Here is a 15,746-nt window from a genome sequence, read left to right as displayed (position 1 = left end):
GACCTACGACCCCACATCATGATGATCAAGACCCGTGAAGACGCGCTCGCGCTCGACCGCGACGACCCGCTGGCCCCGCTGCGCGACCAGTTCTCGCTGCCCGACGGCGTGATCTACCTCGACGGCAACTCGCTCGGCGCGCAGCCGCGCGCGTCGGCTGTCCGCGCGCAGCAGGTGATCGGCGCCGAATGGGGCGAAGGCCTGATCCGCAGCTGGAACACGGCCGGCTGGTTCGCGCTGCCGCGCCGCCTCGGCGACAAGCTCGCGACGCTGATCGGCGGCGCGCCCGGCGAGACGGTCGTCACCGACACCATCTCGATCAACCTGTTCAAGCTGCTGTCGGCGATGCTGCGTCACCAGGCCGAGCGCGCGCCCGAGCGCCGCGTGATCGTGTCGGAACGCTCGAACTTCCCGACCGACCTGTATATCGCGCAGGGGCTGATCGAACAGCTCGGCGGCAACTACGAGCTGCGCCTGATCGACGATCCGGCCGACCTGCCGGGCGCACTCGGCGCGGACACGGCCGTCGCGATGATCACGCACGTGAACTACCGCACCGGCTACATGCACGACATGCCGGCCGTCACGCAGCTCGTGCACGACGCGGGCGCGCTGATGCTGTGGGATCTCGCGCACTCGGCCGGCGCGGTGCCGGTCGACCTGAACGGCGCACGCGCGGACGGCGCGGTCGGCTGCACGTACAAGTACCTGAACGGCGGCCCCGGCTCGCCCGCGTTCGTGTGGGTGCCGCAGCGCCATCTCGCGCATTTCTCGCAGCCGCTGTCCGGCTGGTGGGGCCACCGCGCGCCGTTCGCGATGCAGCCGGGCTTCGCGCCCGATCCGGGCATCGCCCGCTTCCTGTGCGGCACGCAGCCGATCGTGTCGATGTCGATGGTCGAATCCGGGCTCGACGTGTTCCTGCAGACCGATATGAACACGATCCGCCGCAAGTCGCTCGCGCTGACCGACGCGTTCATCGCGCTCGTCGAAGCGCGCTGCGCGGGCCTGTCGCTGAAGCTGGTCACGCCGCGCGCGCATCACCAGCGCGGCTCGCAGGCGAGCTTCGAGCATCCGCACGGCTACGAAGTGATGCAGGCGCTGATCGCGCGCGGCGTGATCGGCGACTACCGCGAGCCGTACGTGCTGCGCTTCGGCTTCACGCCGCTCTATACGCGCTTCGCCGACGTGTGGGATGCGGTCGAGACGCTGCGCGACATCCTCGCCACCGACGCGTGGAAGGCGCCCGAGTTCGCCGAACGCGGCGCGGTGACCTGACCGGTTTTGCGCGGCGCGCCGCAGTTGCATGCGGTGCGCGCGCCGCGCGTTCGTCATTCAAATCTGGAGAAAGTCGTGAATTCTGGTCATATGCAGCCCCCCGGCGGCGACGCGCCGGCAGGCTGTCCGTTCTCGGGCGCACGCGCCGCCCAGCCGGCGCAAGCCGCGCACGAAGCGCCGCACGTGCCGGGCGACGCCGCTGAAGGCGGCTGGCACGACGCGCAGCTCGATTTCTCGAAGTCGATGAGCTACGGCGACTACCTGTCGCTGAATGCAATCCTCGACGCGCAGCATCCGCTGTCGCCCGATCACAACGAGATGCTGTTCATCATCCAGCATCAGACGAGCGAGCTGTGGATGAAGCTCGCACTGTTCGAACTGCGCGGCGCGCTCGATGCGGTGCGCACCGACGCGCTGCCGCCCGCGTTCAAGATGCTCGCGCGCGTGTCGCGCATCCTCGAGCAACTGGTGCAGGCGTGGAACGTGCTGTCGACGATGACGCCGTCCGAGTATTCGGCGATGCGGCCGTATCTCGGCCAGTCGTCGGGCTTCCAGTCGTACCAGTATCGCCAGCTCGAATTCCTGCTCGGCAACAAGAACGCGCAGATGCTGCAGCCGCATGCGCACCGGCCCGACATCCTCGAGCAGGTGCGCGCGACGCTCGAGGCGCCGTCGTTCTACGACGAGGTCGTGCGCCTGCTCGCGCGGCGCGGGTTTCCGATCGCGCCGGAGCGGCTCGAGCGCGACTGGACCCAGCCGATGCAGCACGACGAAACGGTCGAAGCCGCGTGGCTCGAGGTCTATCGTCATCCGCAGCAGCACTGGGAGCTGTACGAGATGGCCGAGGAACTGGTCGATCTCGAGGATGCGTTCCGCCAGTGGCGCTTCCGTCACGTGACGACCGTCGAACGCATCATCGGCTTCAAGCAGGGCACCGGCGGCACGAGCGGCGCGCCGTACCTGCGCAAGATGCTCGACGTCGTGCTGTTCCCCGAGCTCTGGCACGTGCGCACCACGCTGTAACGCCCGTCACGCGCCCGCCGTCACGACGACGTGCGGGCGAGTTCCTCCCCTTCGCGCGGCACTGCCCGTTCGCGAGTCAGCCGCGGAATGTGCCGCCGCATCGCGAGCAGCGCGACGCACACCACGCCCATCGCCACGGCCAGCATCGTCAGGTACGCGCCCGCGCCGCCCGCCGTGATCACGATCGCGCCCGCGAACGCACTGAGGATCGCGCCGAGCCGGCCGAACGCGAGCGCGCCCGCGGTGCCGGTCGCGCGCACGGCCGTCGGGTAGATGTACGCGCACAGCGCATACATCGTCGACTGCACCGCATTGACGAACAGCCCGTGCAGGCCGAGCCCGACGATCAGCCAGCCCGTGTGGCGGCTCGCATCAACGCCCATCAGCCATACCGCGCTCGCCGCGCCGCCGATGCTGCACAGCGCGAGCGGCCAGCGCGACCCCGCATGCGCGATCGCCCATGCGCACAGCAGCGCGCCGATCACGCCGCCGAGGTTGTACGCGGTGAGTCCCGAGCCCGCGACCGACACGCTCAATCCGCTCGCCGCGAGCATCGTCGGCAGCCAGCTGAACGCCGCGTACACGGCGAGCAGGCACATGAAGAACGCGCACCACAGCGCGATCGTGTCGCGTGCCTGCCCGCTCGCGAACAGCGCGCCGAAGCCGCCGCGGCCGCCCAGCGCGCGTGCGTCCTTCGTATCGGTGAACACGGTGCCCGGCGCGACCGGCCGCTGCATCCGCGCGAGCAACGCACCGAGTTCGGGCCAGCGTGCGGGGCGCCGCGCGAGATAGCGCGGCGATTCGGGCAACGCGCGCACGAGCACGAAGCCGAGCACGAGCGGCAACGCGCCGCCCGCAAAGAACAGCCCGCGCCAGCCGTAGCGCGGCAGTACCTCGTGCGCGAACAGGCCGGCGAGCATCCCGCCGAGCGGCACGCAGACGATCGTCGCGGTCACCATCATCGTGCGGCGCCGCGCGGGCGTGTATTCGGCGGTCATCGTGGTGGCCGTCGGCAGTGCGCCGCCGATCCCGAGCCCCGCACAAAAGCGCAGCATCGCGATCGTCGCGACGTCGGGCGCGAACCCGATCGCGCAGGTCGCGACGCCGAACAGGAACACGCTGCCGATCACGGCCTGGCGGCGGCCGAAGCGGTCCGCGACGATCCCCGCGCACGCGCTGCCGATGCCCATCCCGACCAGCCCCGCCGCGACGGCCGGCGCGAATGCGCCGCGCGTGATGCCCCACTCGCGGATCAGCACCGGAATCGCGAAACCGATCAACTGGCCGTCGAAGCCGTCGAGCACGATCGCGAGCGCGGCGAGCAGCACCACGCCGCGCTGCATCGGCGTAAACGGCCCGTCGTCGAGCGTCGTGCCGATGTCGACCGACGGCGGCAGCCGTCCATCCGATGCGTCGCGCGTGCTCATGCGACCTCCCGGGCGCCGCGCGTCGGCGGCAAGGTGCGCGAACGGCGCGCGGCAAGACAACGGCATTCGATGGCTTTCATGGCGTCTCCATTTGCCCGGGCTGGCGCACACGCGTGCCCGGATCTCGTGCTGCGCAGTCGGCCGGCGCCCATGCATCGGCGCCGGCGTCCTGTCCTGCCCTTCACGATCCGGTGCCATCGCCCCGCGGGCGCGGCATCCGTATCGTCACGCGGCGCCAGCCGGCCGCCGGCCTGTTGCTCAGTTCGTCCGTGCGTCGATCAACCGGACGAGCGCGAGCAGCGTCTCGGCATGCGGCACCGCGACGCCCGCTTCGCGCGCGGCCGCGACGACCTTGCCGTTGATCGCGTCGATTTCGGTGCGGCGGCCCGCGAGCACGTCCTGCAGCATCGACGGGCGATGGCCGCGGTGTTCGCGGATTGCATGCTCGACGTTGCGCGCGATGCGTTCGCCGTCGACCGCAATACCCTTCGCGCGCGCGACGGCGGCGGTCTCGGCCGCGATCGCCAGCGCGAGCCGCGGACCGTCGTGATGATGGCCGAGCTGGTCGACGGTGCAGCCCGTCGCCGCGCACAGCGTGTTGAGCGCCGCATTGAACGCGACCTTCTCCCAGATCGCGGCCCACACGTCGGCATCGAGCGTGCACGCGAGCCCCGCGCGCGACAGCGCGTCGGCCACGGCCGTCGCGAACGGGCGCGCCGCGCCGTCGGCCGTCATCATGCGGATCGCGCCGGCGCCGTGCGAGCGCACGTGCGCGGGCCCGGCCGCGTCGGCCGGCCACGTCGTCACGCCGACCAGGATGCGCTCGAGCGGCACGAACGCATTCAGCGTCTCGACGTTGCCGAGCCCGTTCTGCAGCGTCAGCACGAACGTGTCCGACGTCAGCAGCGCGCGCACGCCGCCGAGCGCCGCCCGCGTGTGCAGCGATTTCGTGAAAACGATCAGCAGGTCGAAAGGTATGTCGGGCGCGGTGGCCGCGTGCGCATTCGCGGTTTCCGGCCGCACGGCCTGCAGCGTGCGAATGCGCCGTTCGCCGCGGTCGTCGTCGATGCGCAGCCCGTCGCGACGGATCGCATCGAGATGCGCATCGTTCACGTCGATCAGCGTGACGGCTTCGCCACTTTCGGCGAGCCGCCCGCCGAACAGCGAGCCCATCGCGCCCGCGCCCAGAATCGCAATCCTCATCGTCGGCGGCCTCGTCAGAACGGATAGTGGCGCGGCGCCGTCTGCACGGTGATCCAGCGCAGGTCGGTGAACGCGGCGATGCCGGCCTGGCCGCCGAAATGGCCGAAGCCGCTGTCCTTCACGCCGCCGAACGGCATCTGCGCCTCGTCGTGCACGGTCGGGCCGTTCACGTGACAGATGCCCGATTCGATACGCGCCGCGACACGCAGCGCCCGCGCGACGTCGCGGCTGAACACGGCCGACGCCAGCCCGAACGCGTTGTCGTTCGCGCAGCGGATCGCGGCCTCCGCGCCGTCGACGCGCACAATGCCCTTCACCGGGCCGAACGATTCTTCCGCGTAGATGCGCATCGCCGGCGTCACGTGGTCGAGCAGCGTCGCGGGGAACAGCGTGCTGTCGGCCTTGCCGCCGCACCGCAGCGTCGCGCCGTGTGCGAGCGCATCGTCGATCAGTGCGTTGCAGCGCTCGACGGCCTTCGTGTCGATCAGCGAACCGAGCACGACGGGCCCCTGGCGCGGGTCGCCGAGCGGCAGCGATGCGGCCTTGGCGGCGAGCTTCGCGACGAACGCGTCGGCGATCGACGCATCGACGACGATGCGCTCGGTCGACATGCAGATCTGCCCGGAATTCGCGAAGGCGCCGAAGGCGGCCGCGGCGACCGCCGCGTCGAGATCGGCATCGTCGAGCACGATGAACGGCGCCTTGCCGCCGAGTTCCAGCACCGCCGGCTTCAGGTGACGCGCGCACGCTTCGGCGACGATCCGCCCGACCCGCGTCGAGCCGGTGAAATTCACGCGGCGCACGGCCGGATGTGCGATCAGTGCGTCGACGACGGCGCCCGCATCGTCTGGCGCGTTCGTCACGAAGTTGACGACGCCCGGCGGCAGCCCGGCCTCCTGCAGCGCCTCGACGACCAGCCCGTGCGTGACGGGGCACAGCTCCGAGCCTTTCAGCACGATCGTGTTGCCGCAGGCGAGCGGCAGCGCGAGCGCGCGCGTCGCGAGAATCACCGGCGCATTCCACGGCGCGATGCCGAGCACGACGCCGGCCGGCTGCCGCACGCCCATCGCGAGCGAGCCCGGCACGTCGGACGGAATCAGCTCGCCGCCGACCTGCGTGGTCAGCGACGCGGCCTCGATGAGCCCGCTCGCCGCGAGCTGCACGTTGAAGCCGGCCCACAGCGCGGACGCGCCCGTCTCGGCCGCCATCGCGGCGGCGAACTGCTCGTGTTTCGCTTCGAGCGCGGCGGCCGCCTTCAGCAGCAATGCGCGCCGCGCGCCGGGGCCGAGCGCGGCCCAGCCCGGAAACGCGCGGGCAGCCGCGTCGGCCGCCGCGCGCGCATCGTCGACGGTGCCCGCGGGCGCGGCCGACGCGATTTCGCCGTCGAGCGGGTTGCGGCGCACGAAGGTCGCGCCGCTGGACGAGTGGCGGCGTTCGCCGCCGATCAGCATTGCTACGGTTTGCATGGAATCTCCGGAAAGACGCGCGCCGCGCGTCAGGCAATCTCGACTTCGACGACGACCGGCGTCGCCGCACGCAGCGCGTCGGTCAGCACGTCGCGCAACTTCGCCGCTTCGGCGACGCGCACGCCGCGGCAGCCCATCCCTTGCGCGAGCGCGACGAAATCCAGGTCGGGCAGATCGGTGCCCTGCACCGGGTCGCCGGGGCCGAAGCCGAACACGGGCGCGAAATCCTGCAGCGCCGCGTAACGCCGGTTGTTCAGGATCACGAACGTGATCGGCAGTTTCAGCTGCGCGGCGCTCCACAGCGCCTGGATCGAATACAGGCTCGAGCCGTCGCCGATCAGCCCGATCACGCGCCGGCCCGGCTGCGCGAGCGCGACGCCGACGGCGGCCGGCATCCCGTAGCCGAGCCCGCCGCTATCCATCGTGTAGAACGTACCGCTGCGCGTGAACGGCAGATGCTCCTGCATCACCGGCCGCGCGCTCGGCGCCTCCTCGACGACGATGTCGTGTGCGTCGCGCACGTCGGCGAGCGTCTGCAGCGCGAACGCGACCGACATGCGCTCGCCGGCAGCCGGTGCGTCGACACGGACCCGCGGCGCGCGCGGCGCGGGCATCGGCCGCTCGGGCGGCGCCGGTCGCGCAAGAAGATCGCGCGCGGCGAGCCGCAAATTGCCGACGACCGCATCGCCCGACGGCGTCCACGCGGCGACGCCCGGATCGTCGACGAGCTGCACGAGCGTGGCGCCCGGCGGCACGTGCGGGCCGAAGCCTTCGATGTGATAGGTGAACGCGGGCGCGCCGAACGCGAACACGAGATCGTGCCCGTCGAGCCGCGCGACGATCTTCTCGCGGATCGCGGGCAGGAAGCCGGCGAACAGCGGATGGTCCTCGGGAAAGCTGCAGCGCCCCGACATCGGCGCGACGTACACGCGCGCACGGTGCCGCTCGGCGAGGCGCACGACGTCGTCCCACGCCCCCGCGCGATCGACGGCCCCGCCGACCACGAACGCGGGGCGCCGCGCCGCGTCGAGCGCATCGCCGAGCCGCGCGAGCGCGTCGGGATCGGGACGCACGATACTGCTGACGTCGCGCCGCGGCAGCAACTCGGCCGGCTGGTCCCAGTCGTCGACCGGGATCGACACGAACACGGGGCCGCGCGGCTCCTGCATCGCGATCCGGTACGCCCGCGCGATCGCGGCCGGCACGTCCTGCGCGCGAGCGGGCTCGATGCTCCATTTCACGTAAGGCTTCGGTAGCTCGGCGGCCTGCGTCGCGCCGAGGAACGGATCGAACGGCAGAATCGCGCGCGCCTGCTGGCCCGCGGTGACGATCAGCGGCGTGCGGTTCTTGAACGCGGTAAACAGATTGCCCATCGCGTTGCCGACGCCCGCCGCCGAATGCAGGTTGACGACCGCCGCGTGGCCGGTGGCCTGCGCATGGCCGTCGGCCATCCCGACCACGACGGCTTCGTGCAGGCCGAGCACGTAGCGGAAATCGTCGGGGAAATCGCGGAACATCGGCAGCTCGGTCGAGCCGGGATTGCCGAACACGCGGTCGATGCCGAACTGGCGGAGCAGATCGATGACCGCATCGCGAACGGTGATCGATGCGGCGGAGGAAGGCGGATGGCCGGGCATGCTCGGTGTCTCCTCGATGGCTTGGCGGTTTCCACAGTATCGAAGCGCAAGCCATTCACCGATACTGTATTTTCTGCAAAAAGCCATTACGCTCCAGCATGACTTTCGATCTCCGACAACTGCGCGCGTTCACGACGATCGTCGCGTGCGGCAGCCTCGGCCGCGCGGCCGACGCATTGCATGTCACGCAGCCGGCGCTGAGCCGGATCCTGAAGCGGCTCGAGGAGCAGGTCGGCGCGCCGCTGTTCGAGCGCCATTCGAAGGGCGTGCAACTCACCGCGTTCGGCGAAGCGTTGCTGCCGCACGCGACGCTGCTGCAGCACGAGGCCGAGCATGCGCGCGAGGAGCTCGACGCGATGCGCGGGTTCGCGAAGGGCACGATCAAGGTCGGTACGGTGGGCAGCATCGCGAGCCTCGTGCTGCCGATCGCGGTCGGCCGCGTGCTCGACCGCTGGCCGAACCTGCGCGTCGAAATCATCGAAGGCGTGTGGGACCGGCTCGCGGAAGGGCTGAACAAGCACGAGATCGACTTGGCGCTGTCCGCGCACGGGCCCGATACCGACGAGATCGTCGCGATTCCCGAATGCCGCTGGGAAGATCGCAGCCATATCGTTGCGGCGCCGCACCATCCGCTGCGCGCGCTCGGCCGCGCGCCGACGCTCGCCGATACGCTGCACGCGCGCTGGGCGATTCCGCCGCGCGGCACCGCGCCGTTCGACCACATGCGCGCGACCTTCGACGCGCACGGGCTCCCGTTGCCCGACATCGCGGTCGAGACGCGCTCGGTCACGACGCTGAAAAGCCTGGTCGCGCATGCCGGGTTCCTTTGCTGGATGGCCGAGCCGATGTATGGCGCCGAGCGGCGCGCCGGCACGATCGACACGCTGCCCGTGCGCGAAGTGGTCGCGGTACGCACGCTCACCGCGTTCCGGCGCCGCCACGGGATCCTGCCGGGGCCGGCCGGCAAGCTGCTCGACGAACTCGTCGCACTCACGCGCGAAGGGCGCTGACGCTTTTTTCCGCCCGCTCCGGCGCGCCTGCCCTGGCCGCACACCGCCGCAGCGCACCATCGAAATGCCGTGTCCCCGCCTTGACTTTCGTTCGTCCGAATACGATCATTCGCTCACACAAAGAGCAAATGATCGTATTCGACACGATAGACAGGCAGGAACAGGAGACACCGGATGAGCGAATCGCCCTCCGCCCACGCGCCCGTGCTGCTGCACATCGGCGCGGGCTCGTTTCACCGCGCGCACCAGGCGTGGTATCTGCATCGCGTGAACGCGGCCGTGCCGGCCGACGAACGCTGGTCGCTGACCGTCGGCAACATCCGCGACGACATGCGTGAGACGATGGACGCGCTCGCCGCGCAACGCGGCGCGTACACGCTCGAAACCGTCACGCCGCAAGGCGAGCGCGCGTACGAGACGATCCGTGCGATCACGCGCGTGCTGCCGTGGTCGATCGATCTCGCCGCACTGATCGACGCCGGCGCCGATCCGGCCTGCCGGATCGTGTCGTTCACCGTCACCGAAGGCGGCTACTACCTCGACGAACACAACCGGCTCGACGTCGCGAACGCCGATCTCGCCGCCGACCTGCAGGGCGCGCGCACGACGCTGTACGGTGCGCTCGCGGCGCTGCTCGCCGAACGCGTGAAGCGCGGCGCCGGCCCGCTCACGCTGCAAAGCTGCGACAACCTGCGCAACAACGGCGCACGCTTTCGCGCGGGGATGCGCGAATTCCTCGAACGGCGCGGCGAAACGGATCTCATCGCGTGGTTCGATGCGAACGTCGAGACGCCCAGCGCGATGGTCGACCGCATCACGCCGCGCCCGACCGCCGACGTGCGCGAACGCGTGCGCGCGGCCACCGGCGTCGACGACGCGTGCCCGGTGATGGGCGAATCGTTCATCCAGTGGGTGATCGAGGACCGCTTCGCGGCCGGCCGGCCGCGCTGGGAGCTGGCCGGCGCGGAACTCGTCGACGACGTGCATCCGTATGAGGAAGCGAAGATCCGCATCCTCAACGCGACCCACAGCTGCATTGCATGGGCCGGCACGCTCGCGGGCTACACCTACATTCACGAAGGCACGCACGACGCGGCGATCCGCCGCTTCGCGCACGACTACGTGACGCAGGACGTAATCCCGTGCCTGACGCCGAGCCCGCTCGATCTCGCGCGCTACCGCGACGTCGTGCTGGAGCGCTTCGGCAACCCGTACGTGCTCGACACGAACCAGCGCGTCGCGGCCGACGGCTTCTCGAAGATTCCCGGCTTCATCGCGCCGACGCTCGCCGAATCGTTCGCGCGCGGCGCCGCGCCGGTCGCCACCGCCGTGCTGCCCGCGCTGTTCCTGCGCTTTCTCGAACGCTGGGCGCGCGGCACGCTGCCGTATGCGTACCAGGACGGCGTGATGGACGAAAGCAGCGCACGCGCGCTCGTCGGGGCCGACGATCCGGTCGTCGCGCTGTGCGCGAGCCGCGCGCTGTGGGGCTCGCTGGCCGGCAACGCGGCGCTGTTCGAAGCGTTGCGCGCCGGGCTCGCGCGCGTCGACGCATGGCTCGCGGCGCGCTGACGACGCGCGCGCCGGCGCCCGGCCGCGCAGCCGGGCGAACCTGCTTGGCACATGCCGTGCGGCACGGCTAAAGTAGCGGCTCCTCTCTGACGGAACGGATCGCTCATGTATCTCGGCATCGACCTCGGCACCTCGGAAGTGAAAGTGCTGCTGCTCGCCCCGGACGGCGCGGTCGTCGGCACCGCCGGCTCGCCGTTCAGCGTGTCGCGGCCGCATCCGCGCTGGGCCGAACAGCATCCGGACGACTGGTGGCAAGGCACGCTCGCCGCGCTCGCGGCGCTGCGCGAGCAGCATCCCCAGGCATTCGCACAGGTGCGCGGCATCGGCCTGTCGGGCCAGATGCACGGCGCGGTGCTGCTCGGCCGCGACGATCGCGTGCTGCGCCCCGCGATCCTGTGGAACGACATGCGCAGCGCCGACGAATGCGCGCTGCTCACCGAACGCGCGCCCGATCTCCATGCGCTGGCCGGCAACCTCGCGATGCCCGGCTTCACCGCGCCGAAACTGCTGTGGGTCGCGAAGCATGAACCCGACGTGTTCGCGGCGACCGCGTGCGTGCTGATGCCGAAGGACTACCTGCGATTCCGGCTGACCGGCGCGAAAGTGTCCGATCCGTCGGACGCGGCCGGCACGCTGTGGCTCGACGTTGCACGCCGCGACTGGTCCGATGCACTGCTCGCCGCGTGCGGGATGACGCGCGAGCAGATGCCGCGCATCGTCGAGGGCAACGCGCCGTCCGGCACGCTGCGTGCGGATATCGCACGCGCGCTCGGGCTGTCGGAGGCCGTCGTGGTCGCGGGCGGCGGCGGCGACAACGCGACGAGCGCGCTCGGCATCGGCGCGATCCACGCGGGCGACGGCTTCGTGTCGCTCGGCACGTCCGGCGTGCTGAGCGTGGTCGGCGACCGCTTCATGCCGAATCCCGCATCGGCCGTGCATGCGTTCTGCCATGCGATTCCCGACCGCTGGCAACTGATGAGCGTCGTGCTGTCGGCCGCGAGCTGCCTGCGCTGGGTCTGCAAGCTGACCGGCACCGACGAGCCCGCGCTGCTCGCCGAAGTCGAGGCGCTCGATCCCGACGCGCTCGCGGCGGCGCCGCTGTTCCTGCCCTACCTGTCGGGCGAGCGCACGCCGCACAACGATCCGTACGCGCAGGGCGTGTTCTTCGGCATGACGCACGCGACCGAGCGCGCGCACCTCGGCTACGCGGTGCTCGAAGGCGTGACGCTCGGGCTCGCCGACGGCCTCGACGCGCTGCATGCGGCCGGCGTCGAAACCGACCAGTTGTCGCTGATCGGCGGCGGCGCGCGCAGCGCGTTCTGGGCGCAACTGATCGCGGATGCGCTGAACGTGCGCACGCGCCAGATCGGCGGCGGCGAAACGGGCGCGGCGCTCGGCGCGGCACGGCTCGGCTGGCTGGCCGTCGGCGGCGATCCGCAGACGGTGCTGACCAAGCCGCCGGTGCGCGCCGAATACGCGCCGGACGCCGCCCGCCATGCGCGGCTGCGCGAACGCCTCGACGCGTTCCGCACGCTGTACCGTCACGTGCGGCCGCTGTACGAGCCGTCGCGCGCACGGCTCGCGTAGGCGAGCACGGTCACGCGGCCGGCCGCCGGCCGTGCGAGCGACATGCGGTACAGTGGATGCCGTCATGCGGCCCGCCGGCCGGCCCGCGGGGCGGCCCCCAGATCCGAACCGAATCGCTATCGTGTCCAAGTCCTCAGAAAAACTCGATCTCGCCACGCGCGCCGCGTGGCTTTACTACGTCGCGGGCGACACGCAGAACGAAATCGCCGAAAAGCTGCAGGTGTCGCGCCCCGTCGCGCAGCGCCTCGTCGCGTTCGCGGTCGAGAAGAACCTGATCCGCGTGCGCGTCGACCATCAGCTCGCCGACTGTCTCGATCTCGGCGCGCAGCTGTCGAAACGCTACGGCCTCGCGATGTGCGAAGTCGTGCCCGTCGACGCCGACGCGCCCGACGCGATCGACCGCAAGCTCGCGGTCGCCGGCGCGCAGGTGATGGAGCGCTACCTGAACGAAACGCGGCCGATGGTGATCGCGGTCAGCAGCGGCCGGACGCTGAAGGCCGCGGTCGCGCAGATCGCGCAGATCGACCGCCCGCAGCACCGGCTCGTGTCGATGGTCGGCGCGATCGCGGCCGACGGCTCGTCGAACCGCTACGACGTCGCGCAGTACATCTCCGAGAAAACCGGCAGCAAGCATTTCCTGCTGCCCGCGCCGCTGTTCGCCGACAGCGACGCCGAGCGCGCGCAGTGGTGCAATCACCGGCTGTACCGGATCGTCGAGGCGCTGTCCGGCGAGGCCGACGTCGCGTTCGTCGGGATCGGCAACATCGGCCCGCACTGCCCGCTCTACGAAGACGGCTTCATCACCGAACAGGAACGCGACGAGATGACCGCGCTCGGCGCGGTGGCCGAACTGCTCGGCGTGCCGATCGACGCGCAGGGCAAGCTGATCGACGTGTCGACCAGCGCACGCGTGACGAGCGTGTCGCTCGCCACGCCGCCGAAGCTGCCAACGATCGCGTTCGCCGGCGGCCCGAAGAAACACGACGCGGTGATTGCCGCGCTGCGCGGCGGCTGGCTGTCTGGGCTCGTCACCGACGAAGCCTGCGCGCGCGCCGCGCTCGCCGCGAAGGCGGCCTGACGCCGCCGTCGCACGCGCCGGTTCAGGCCGCGCGCGGTGCCGGAAACGCATGCCGGCGCGCGCGCCACGCGCCGACCCACGCCAGCGCCAGCAGCGCGACGAGCACCCACGGAATCGCGCCGGCGCCCGTCGCGCCGAGCAGCATCCCGCCCGCGATGCCGCCGCCGGCAATCGCCAGGTTCCACACCGTCACGAGCATCGACTGCGCGACATCGGCCGACTCCCCCGCCGCGTTCGCGGTGGCCGTCTGGAACAATGTCGGCGCGCCGCCGAACGCGAGCCCCCACAGCACGACGCCCGCATAGACGATCGTCATCCCGGAACCGGCGCCGAGCATCGCCGCCGCCAGCGCGAACAGCGCGATGCTCGCGAGCGTCAGGCGTCGCTGCGCGGCGCCGATCCATGCGCCCGTCAGCGCGATGCCGACGAGCGACGCGATGCCGAACACGAACAGCACCACATCGACCTGCGCGCCCATCCGCACGCCCGCAAGGAACGGCGCGACGTACGTGTACAGCATGTTGTGCGCGAGCACGTACGCGAACATCACCGTCAGCACCGGCCGCACGCCGGGCAGCGTCATCACGCCGAGCACCGGCTCGCGCGCGCCGGCCGGCTGCCCCGGATAGTCGGGCACGCGCACGCGGATCCAGCCGATCAGCGCGAGCGCCGCGAGCGTGATGCCGGCGAACGCAACGCGCCAGCCGAACATCGCGCCGAGCGCGGTGCCGGCCGGAATCCCGATCGACATCGCAACCGGCGCGCCGAGCATCGCGACCGCGATCGCGCGGCCGCGCAGCGACGCGTCGACCATCCGGCTCGCATAGCCGGCCAGCAGCGCCCACAGCAACCCGGCCGCCATCCCGGCGACGAACCGTGCTGCCAGCGTGAGCGCGTAGTACGGCGACGCGGCCGTCACCGCATTCGACACGACGAACCCGGCCAGCGCCGCGAGCAGCAGCGGGCGCCGGCGCATCGCACGCGTCGCCGCGACGAGCGGAATCGCCGCGACGATCGAGCCGAGCGCATAGACGGTCACCAGTTGGCCGATCAGCGCCTCGGTCACGTGCAGGTCGGCGCTCATCAGTGGCAGCAGGCCGGCCGGCAGTGCTTCGGTGAGAATCGTGATGAAGCCGGCAGTGGCAAGCGCAAGCAGGTTCGCGACCGGCAGGCGCGCGCGCACCGGTGCAGACGAACCCGATGCAGGATCGGCGGCCCGGTCGGCGGCGGCCGCGGAAGCGGACGGGGAAGCGGATACGCACTCGCTCATGCCGCGCTCCGGTCGTCGACGCCATACACCGCATCGCGCACGTCGGTGACGATGCGCCCGTGCATCCCTTCGTACAACGTATTGGTCAGCGCGACGACGGTCAGCCCGGCCGCGCGGTCGACGAACCACGCATGCCCGTACGCGCCGCCCCAGCGCCAGGTGCCGACCGACTCCGGCGACTGCGCGGCCGCCGGATCGCGCAGCACCGAAAAGCCGAGCCCGAAACCGAATCCCGGCGCATCCCGCAATTCGTGCGCGCCCGGCTGCACCCGCGCCATCTCGTCGATCCAGCGCGGTGCGAGCCAGCCGTCGAGGCCCGTGCGCAGCGTATCGAGCAGCGTCAGGCAATCGTGCGCGGTGCCGACCATGCCCGCGCCGCCCGACGGCCACGCGGTCGCATCGAACGCGCGCGCCGGCTCGAAGCGGATGCCGACCGTGCCGTCGAACACCGGCACGAGATCGTCGTCGGCCATCCGGCGCGGCGCGCCCGGCGTGCTCACGTAAGGCGTCGCGACGCGTGCGGCGTCGGGTGCGACGAATCCGGTATCTGGCATCCCGAGCGGCGTCGTGACGAGCGCGGCCACGGCCTGCGGGAGCGGGCGACCGTCGATCGCCTCGATCAGCGCGCCGACCACGTCGGTCGCGAGCGAATAGCCCCACGCTGTGCCGGGCGCGAACTGCAGCGGCACGCCGGCGATGCGCCGCACGTTCTCGGCGAGCGACAGGCTCGCGCGATCCATCCCGTCGGATACGCCCGCGCGCGCATACGGGCCGTCGCCGTCCGCTTCGAAGAAGCGATAGCCGAGGCCGGCCGTATGCGACAACAGATGCCGCAGCGTGATGATCGCCGGCGTGCCGTCCGCGAGCGTCGGCGTGAACGCGGGGAGCCAGCGCGCGACCGGCTCGTCGAGCCCGATGCGGCCTGCCGCGACCAGCCGCATCGCGGCGGCGGTCACGATCGGCTTGGACACCGACGCGAGCCGGAACAGCGTGTCCTCGCGCATCGGCGTGCCGGCTTCGCGATCGGCCAGCCCGGCCGCGCGTGCATAACGCACTTCGCCGTCGCGCGCGACCAGCACGACCGCGCCGACCACGCGCGAATCGGCCAGCGCGCGATCGAGCACGGCGTCGAGCCGCGCGCGCAGCGCGGCGTCCGGTTCTCTGCGGGGGGCGGTGACAGGCAGGGATGACATGGCGTGAC

Annotated in this window: 12 protein-coding genes; 6 read left to right on the top strand and 6 right to left on the bottom strand. The window is 71.3% G+C overall.

Annotated features, from left to right (window positions below):
- The first annotated feature begins 24 nt into the window (after nucleotides 1-24).
- Together kynU and kynA are read left to right on the top strand one after the other, a co-directional pair.
- Nucleotides 25-1,275: a kynureninase gene (kynU, locus tag HWW87_RS36105; RefSeq protein ID WP_175824305.1), complete on the top strand. Its 1,251-nt coding sequence runs from the start codon at nucleotides 25-27 to the stop codon at nucleotides 1,273-1,275.
- A gap of 90 nt (nucleotides 1,276-1,365) precedes the next feature.
- Entirely contained in the window at nucleotides 1,366-2,298 is a 933-nt protein-coding gene (kynA, locus tag HWW87_RS36100) for a tryptophan 2,3-dioxygenase (RefSeq protein WP_174429631.1), read from the top strand.
- Between the two features lie 20 nt (nucleotides 2,299-2,318).
- On the opposite strand, the gene HWW87_RS36095 is transcribed toward kynA, so the two are convergent.
- The 4 genes from HWW87_RS36095 to mdlC form a co-directional block, all read right to left on the bottom strand.
- Nucleotides 2,319-3,725 carry an MFS transporter gene (locus tag HWW87_RS36095; protein WP_175824273.1) on the bottom strand — a complete coding sequence of 469 codons (1,407 nt, stop codon included), beginning with the start codon at nucleotides 3,723-3,725 and terminating at the stop codon, nucleotides 2,319-2,321.
- 258 nt (nucleotides 3,726-3,983) lie between these two features.
- Complete coding sequence (locus HWW87_RS36090) at nucleotides 3,984-4,928, bottom strand: 2-dehydropantoate 2-reductase (protein WP_175824272.1); 945 nt, start codon at nucleotides 4,926-4,928, stop codon at nucleotides 3,984-3,986.
- A gap of 14 nt (nucleotides 4,929-4,942) precedes the next feature.
- Nucleotides 4,943-6,394 (bottom strand): aldehyde dehydrogenase family protein, encoded by a 1,452-nt coding sequence (locus tag HWW87_RS36085; protein ID WP_175824271.1) that lies wholly within the window; start codon nucleotides 6,392-6,394, stop codon nucleotides 4,943-4,945.
- Nucleotides 6,395-6,423: 29 nt separating this feature from the next.
- The gene (gene mdlC / locus HWW87_RS36080) at nucleotides 6,424-8,031 is read right to left on the bottom strand and encodes a benzoylformate decarboxylase (protein ID WP_175824270.1); all 1,608 of its coding nucleotides are present in this window, start codon (nucleotides 8,029-8,031) and stop codon (nucleotides 6,424-6,426) included.
- A gap of 98 nt (nucleotides 8,032-8,129) precedes the next feature.
- Here mdlC and HWW87_RS36075 point away from each other — a divergent pair, with 98 nt between their 5' ends.
- The 4 genes from HWW87_RS36075 to HWW87_RS36060 all read left to right on the top strand — a co-directional run bounded on the left by HWW87_RS36075 (nucleotide 8,130) and on the right by HWW87_RS36060 (nucleotide 13,275).
- A complete protein-coding gene (locus HWW87_RS36075; RefSeq protein ID WP_175824269.1) occupies nucleotides 8,130-9,041 on the top strand; it encodes a LysR family transcriptional regulator in 912 nt (303 codons plus the stop codon).
- Between the two features lie 174 nt (nucleotides 9,042-9,215).
- Entirely contained in the window at nucleotides 9,216-10,610 is a 1,395-nt protein-coding gene (dalD, locus tag HWW87_RS36070; RefSeq protein ID WP_175824268.1) for a D-arabinitol 4-dehydrogenase, read from the top strand.
- A 105-nt stretch (nucleotides 10,611-10,715) separates the two neighbouring features.
- Nucleotides 10,716-12,197, top strand: a complete 1,482-nt coding sequence (gene xylB, locus HWW87_RS36065; RefSeq protein WP_175824267.1) for a xylulokinase — start codon at nucleotides 10,716-10,718, stop codon at nucleotides 12,195-12,197.
- Between the two features lie 121 nt (nucleotides 12,198-12,318).
- Nucleotides 12,319-13,275 carry a sugar-binding transcriptional regulator gene (locus HWW87_RS36060; protein WP_244107412.1) on the top strand — a complete coding sequence of 319 codons (957 nt, stop codon included), beginning with the start codon at nucleotides 12,319-12,321 and terminating at the stop codon, nucleotides 13,273-13,275.
- 22 nt (nucleotides 13,276-13,297) lie between these two features.
- Here HWW87_RS36060 and HWW87_RS36055 read toward each other — a convergent pair whose 3' ends face one another.
- Both HWW87_RS36055 and HWW87_RS36050 read right to left on the bottom strand, forming a co-directional pair.
- Nucleotides 13,298-14,545 carry an MFS transporter gene (locus HWW87_RS36055; RefSeq protein WP_175824265.1) on the bottom strand — a complete coding sequence of 416 codons (1,248 nt, stop codon included), beginning with the start codon at nucleotides 14,543-14,545 and terminating at the stop codon, nucleotides 13,298-13,300.
- On the bottom strand, nucleotides 14,542-15,738 hold the full coding sequence (locus tag HWW87_RS36050; RefSeq protein ID WP_175824264.1) for a serine hydrolase domain-containing protein: 1,197 nt from the start codon (nucleotides 15,736-15,738) through the stop codon (nucleotides 14,542-14,544). Before HWW87_RS36050 ends, HWW87_RS36055 begins: the two co-directional genes overlap by 4 nt.
- Nucleotides 15,739-15,746: the final 8 nt, after the last annotated feature.

Source organism: Burkholderia sp. BCC0419, from assembly GCF_902830285.1.
In the GTDB taxonomy this organism is placed as follows: Bacteria; Pseudomonadota; Gammaproteobacteria; order Burkholderiales; family Burkholderiaceae; genus Burkholderia.
This window is presented reverse-complemented; position numbering and strand designations above follow the sequence as displayed.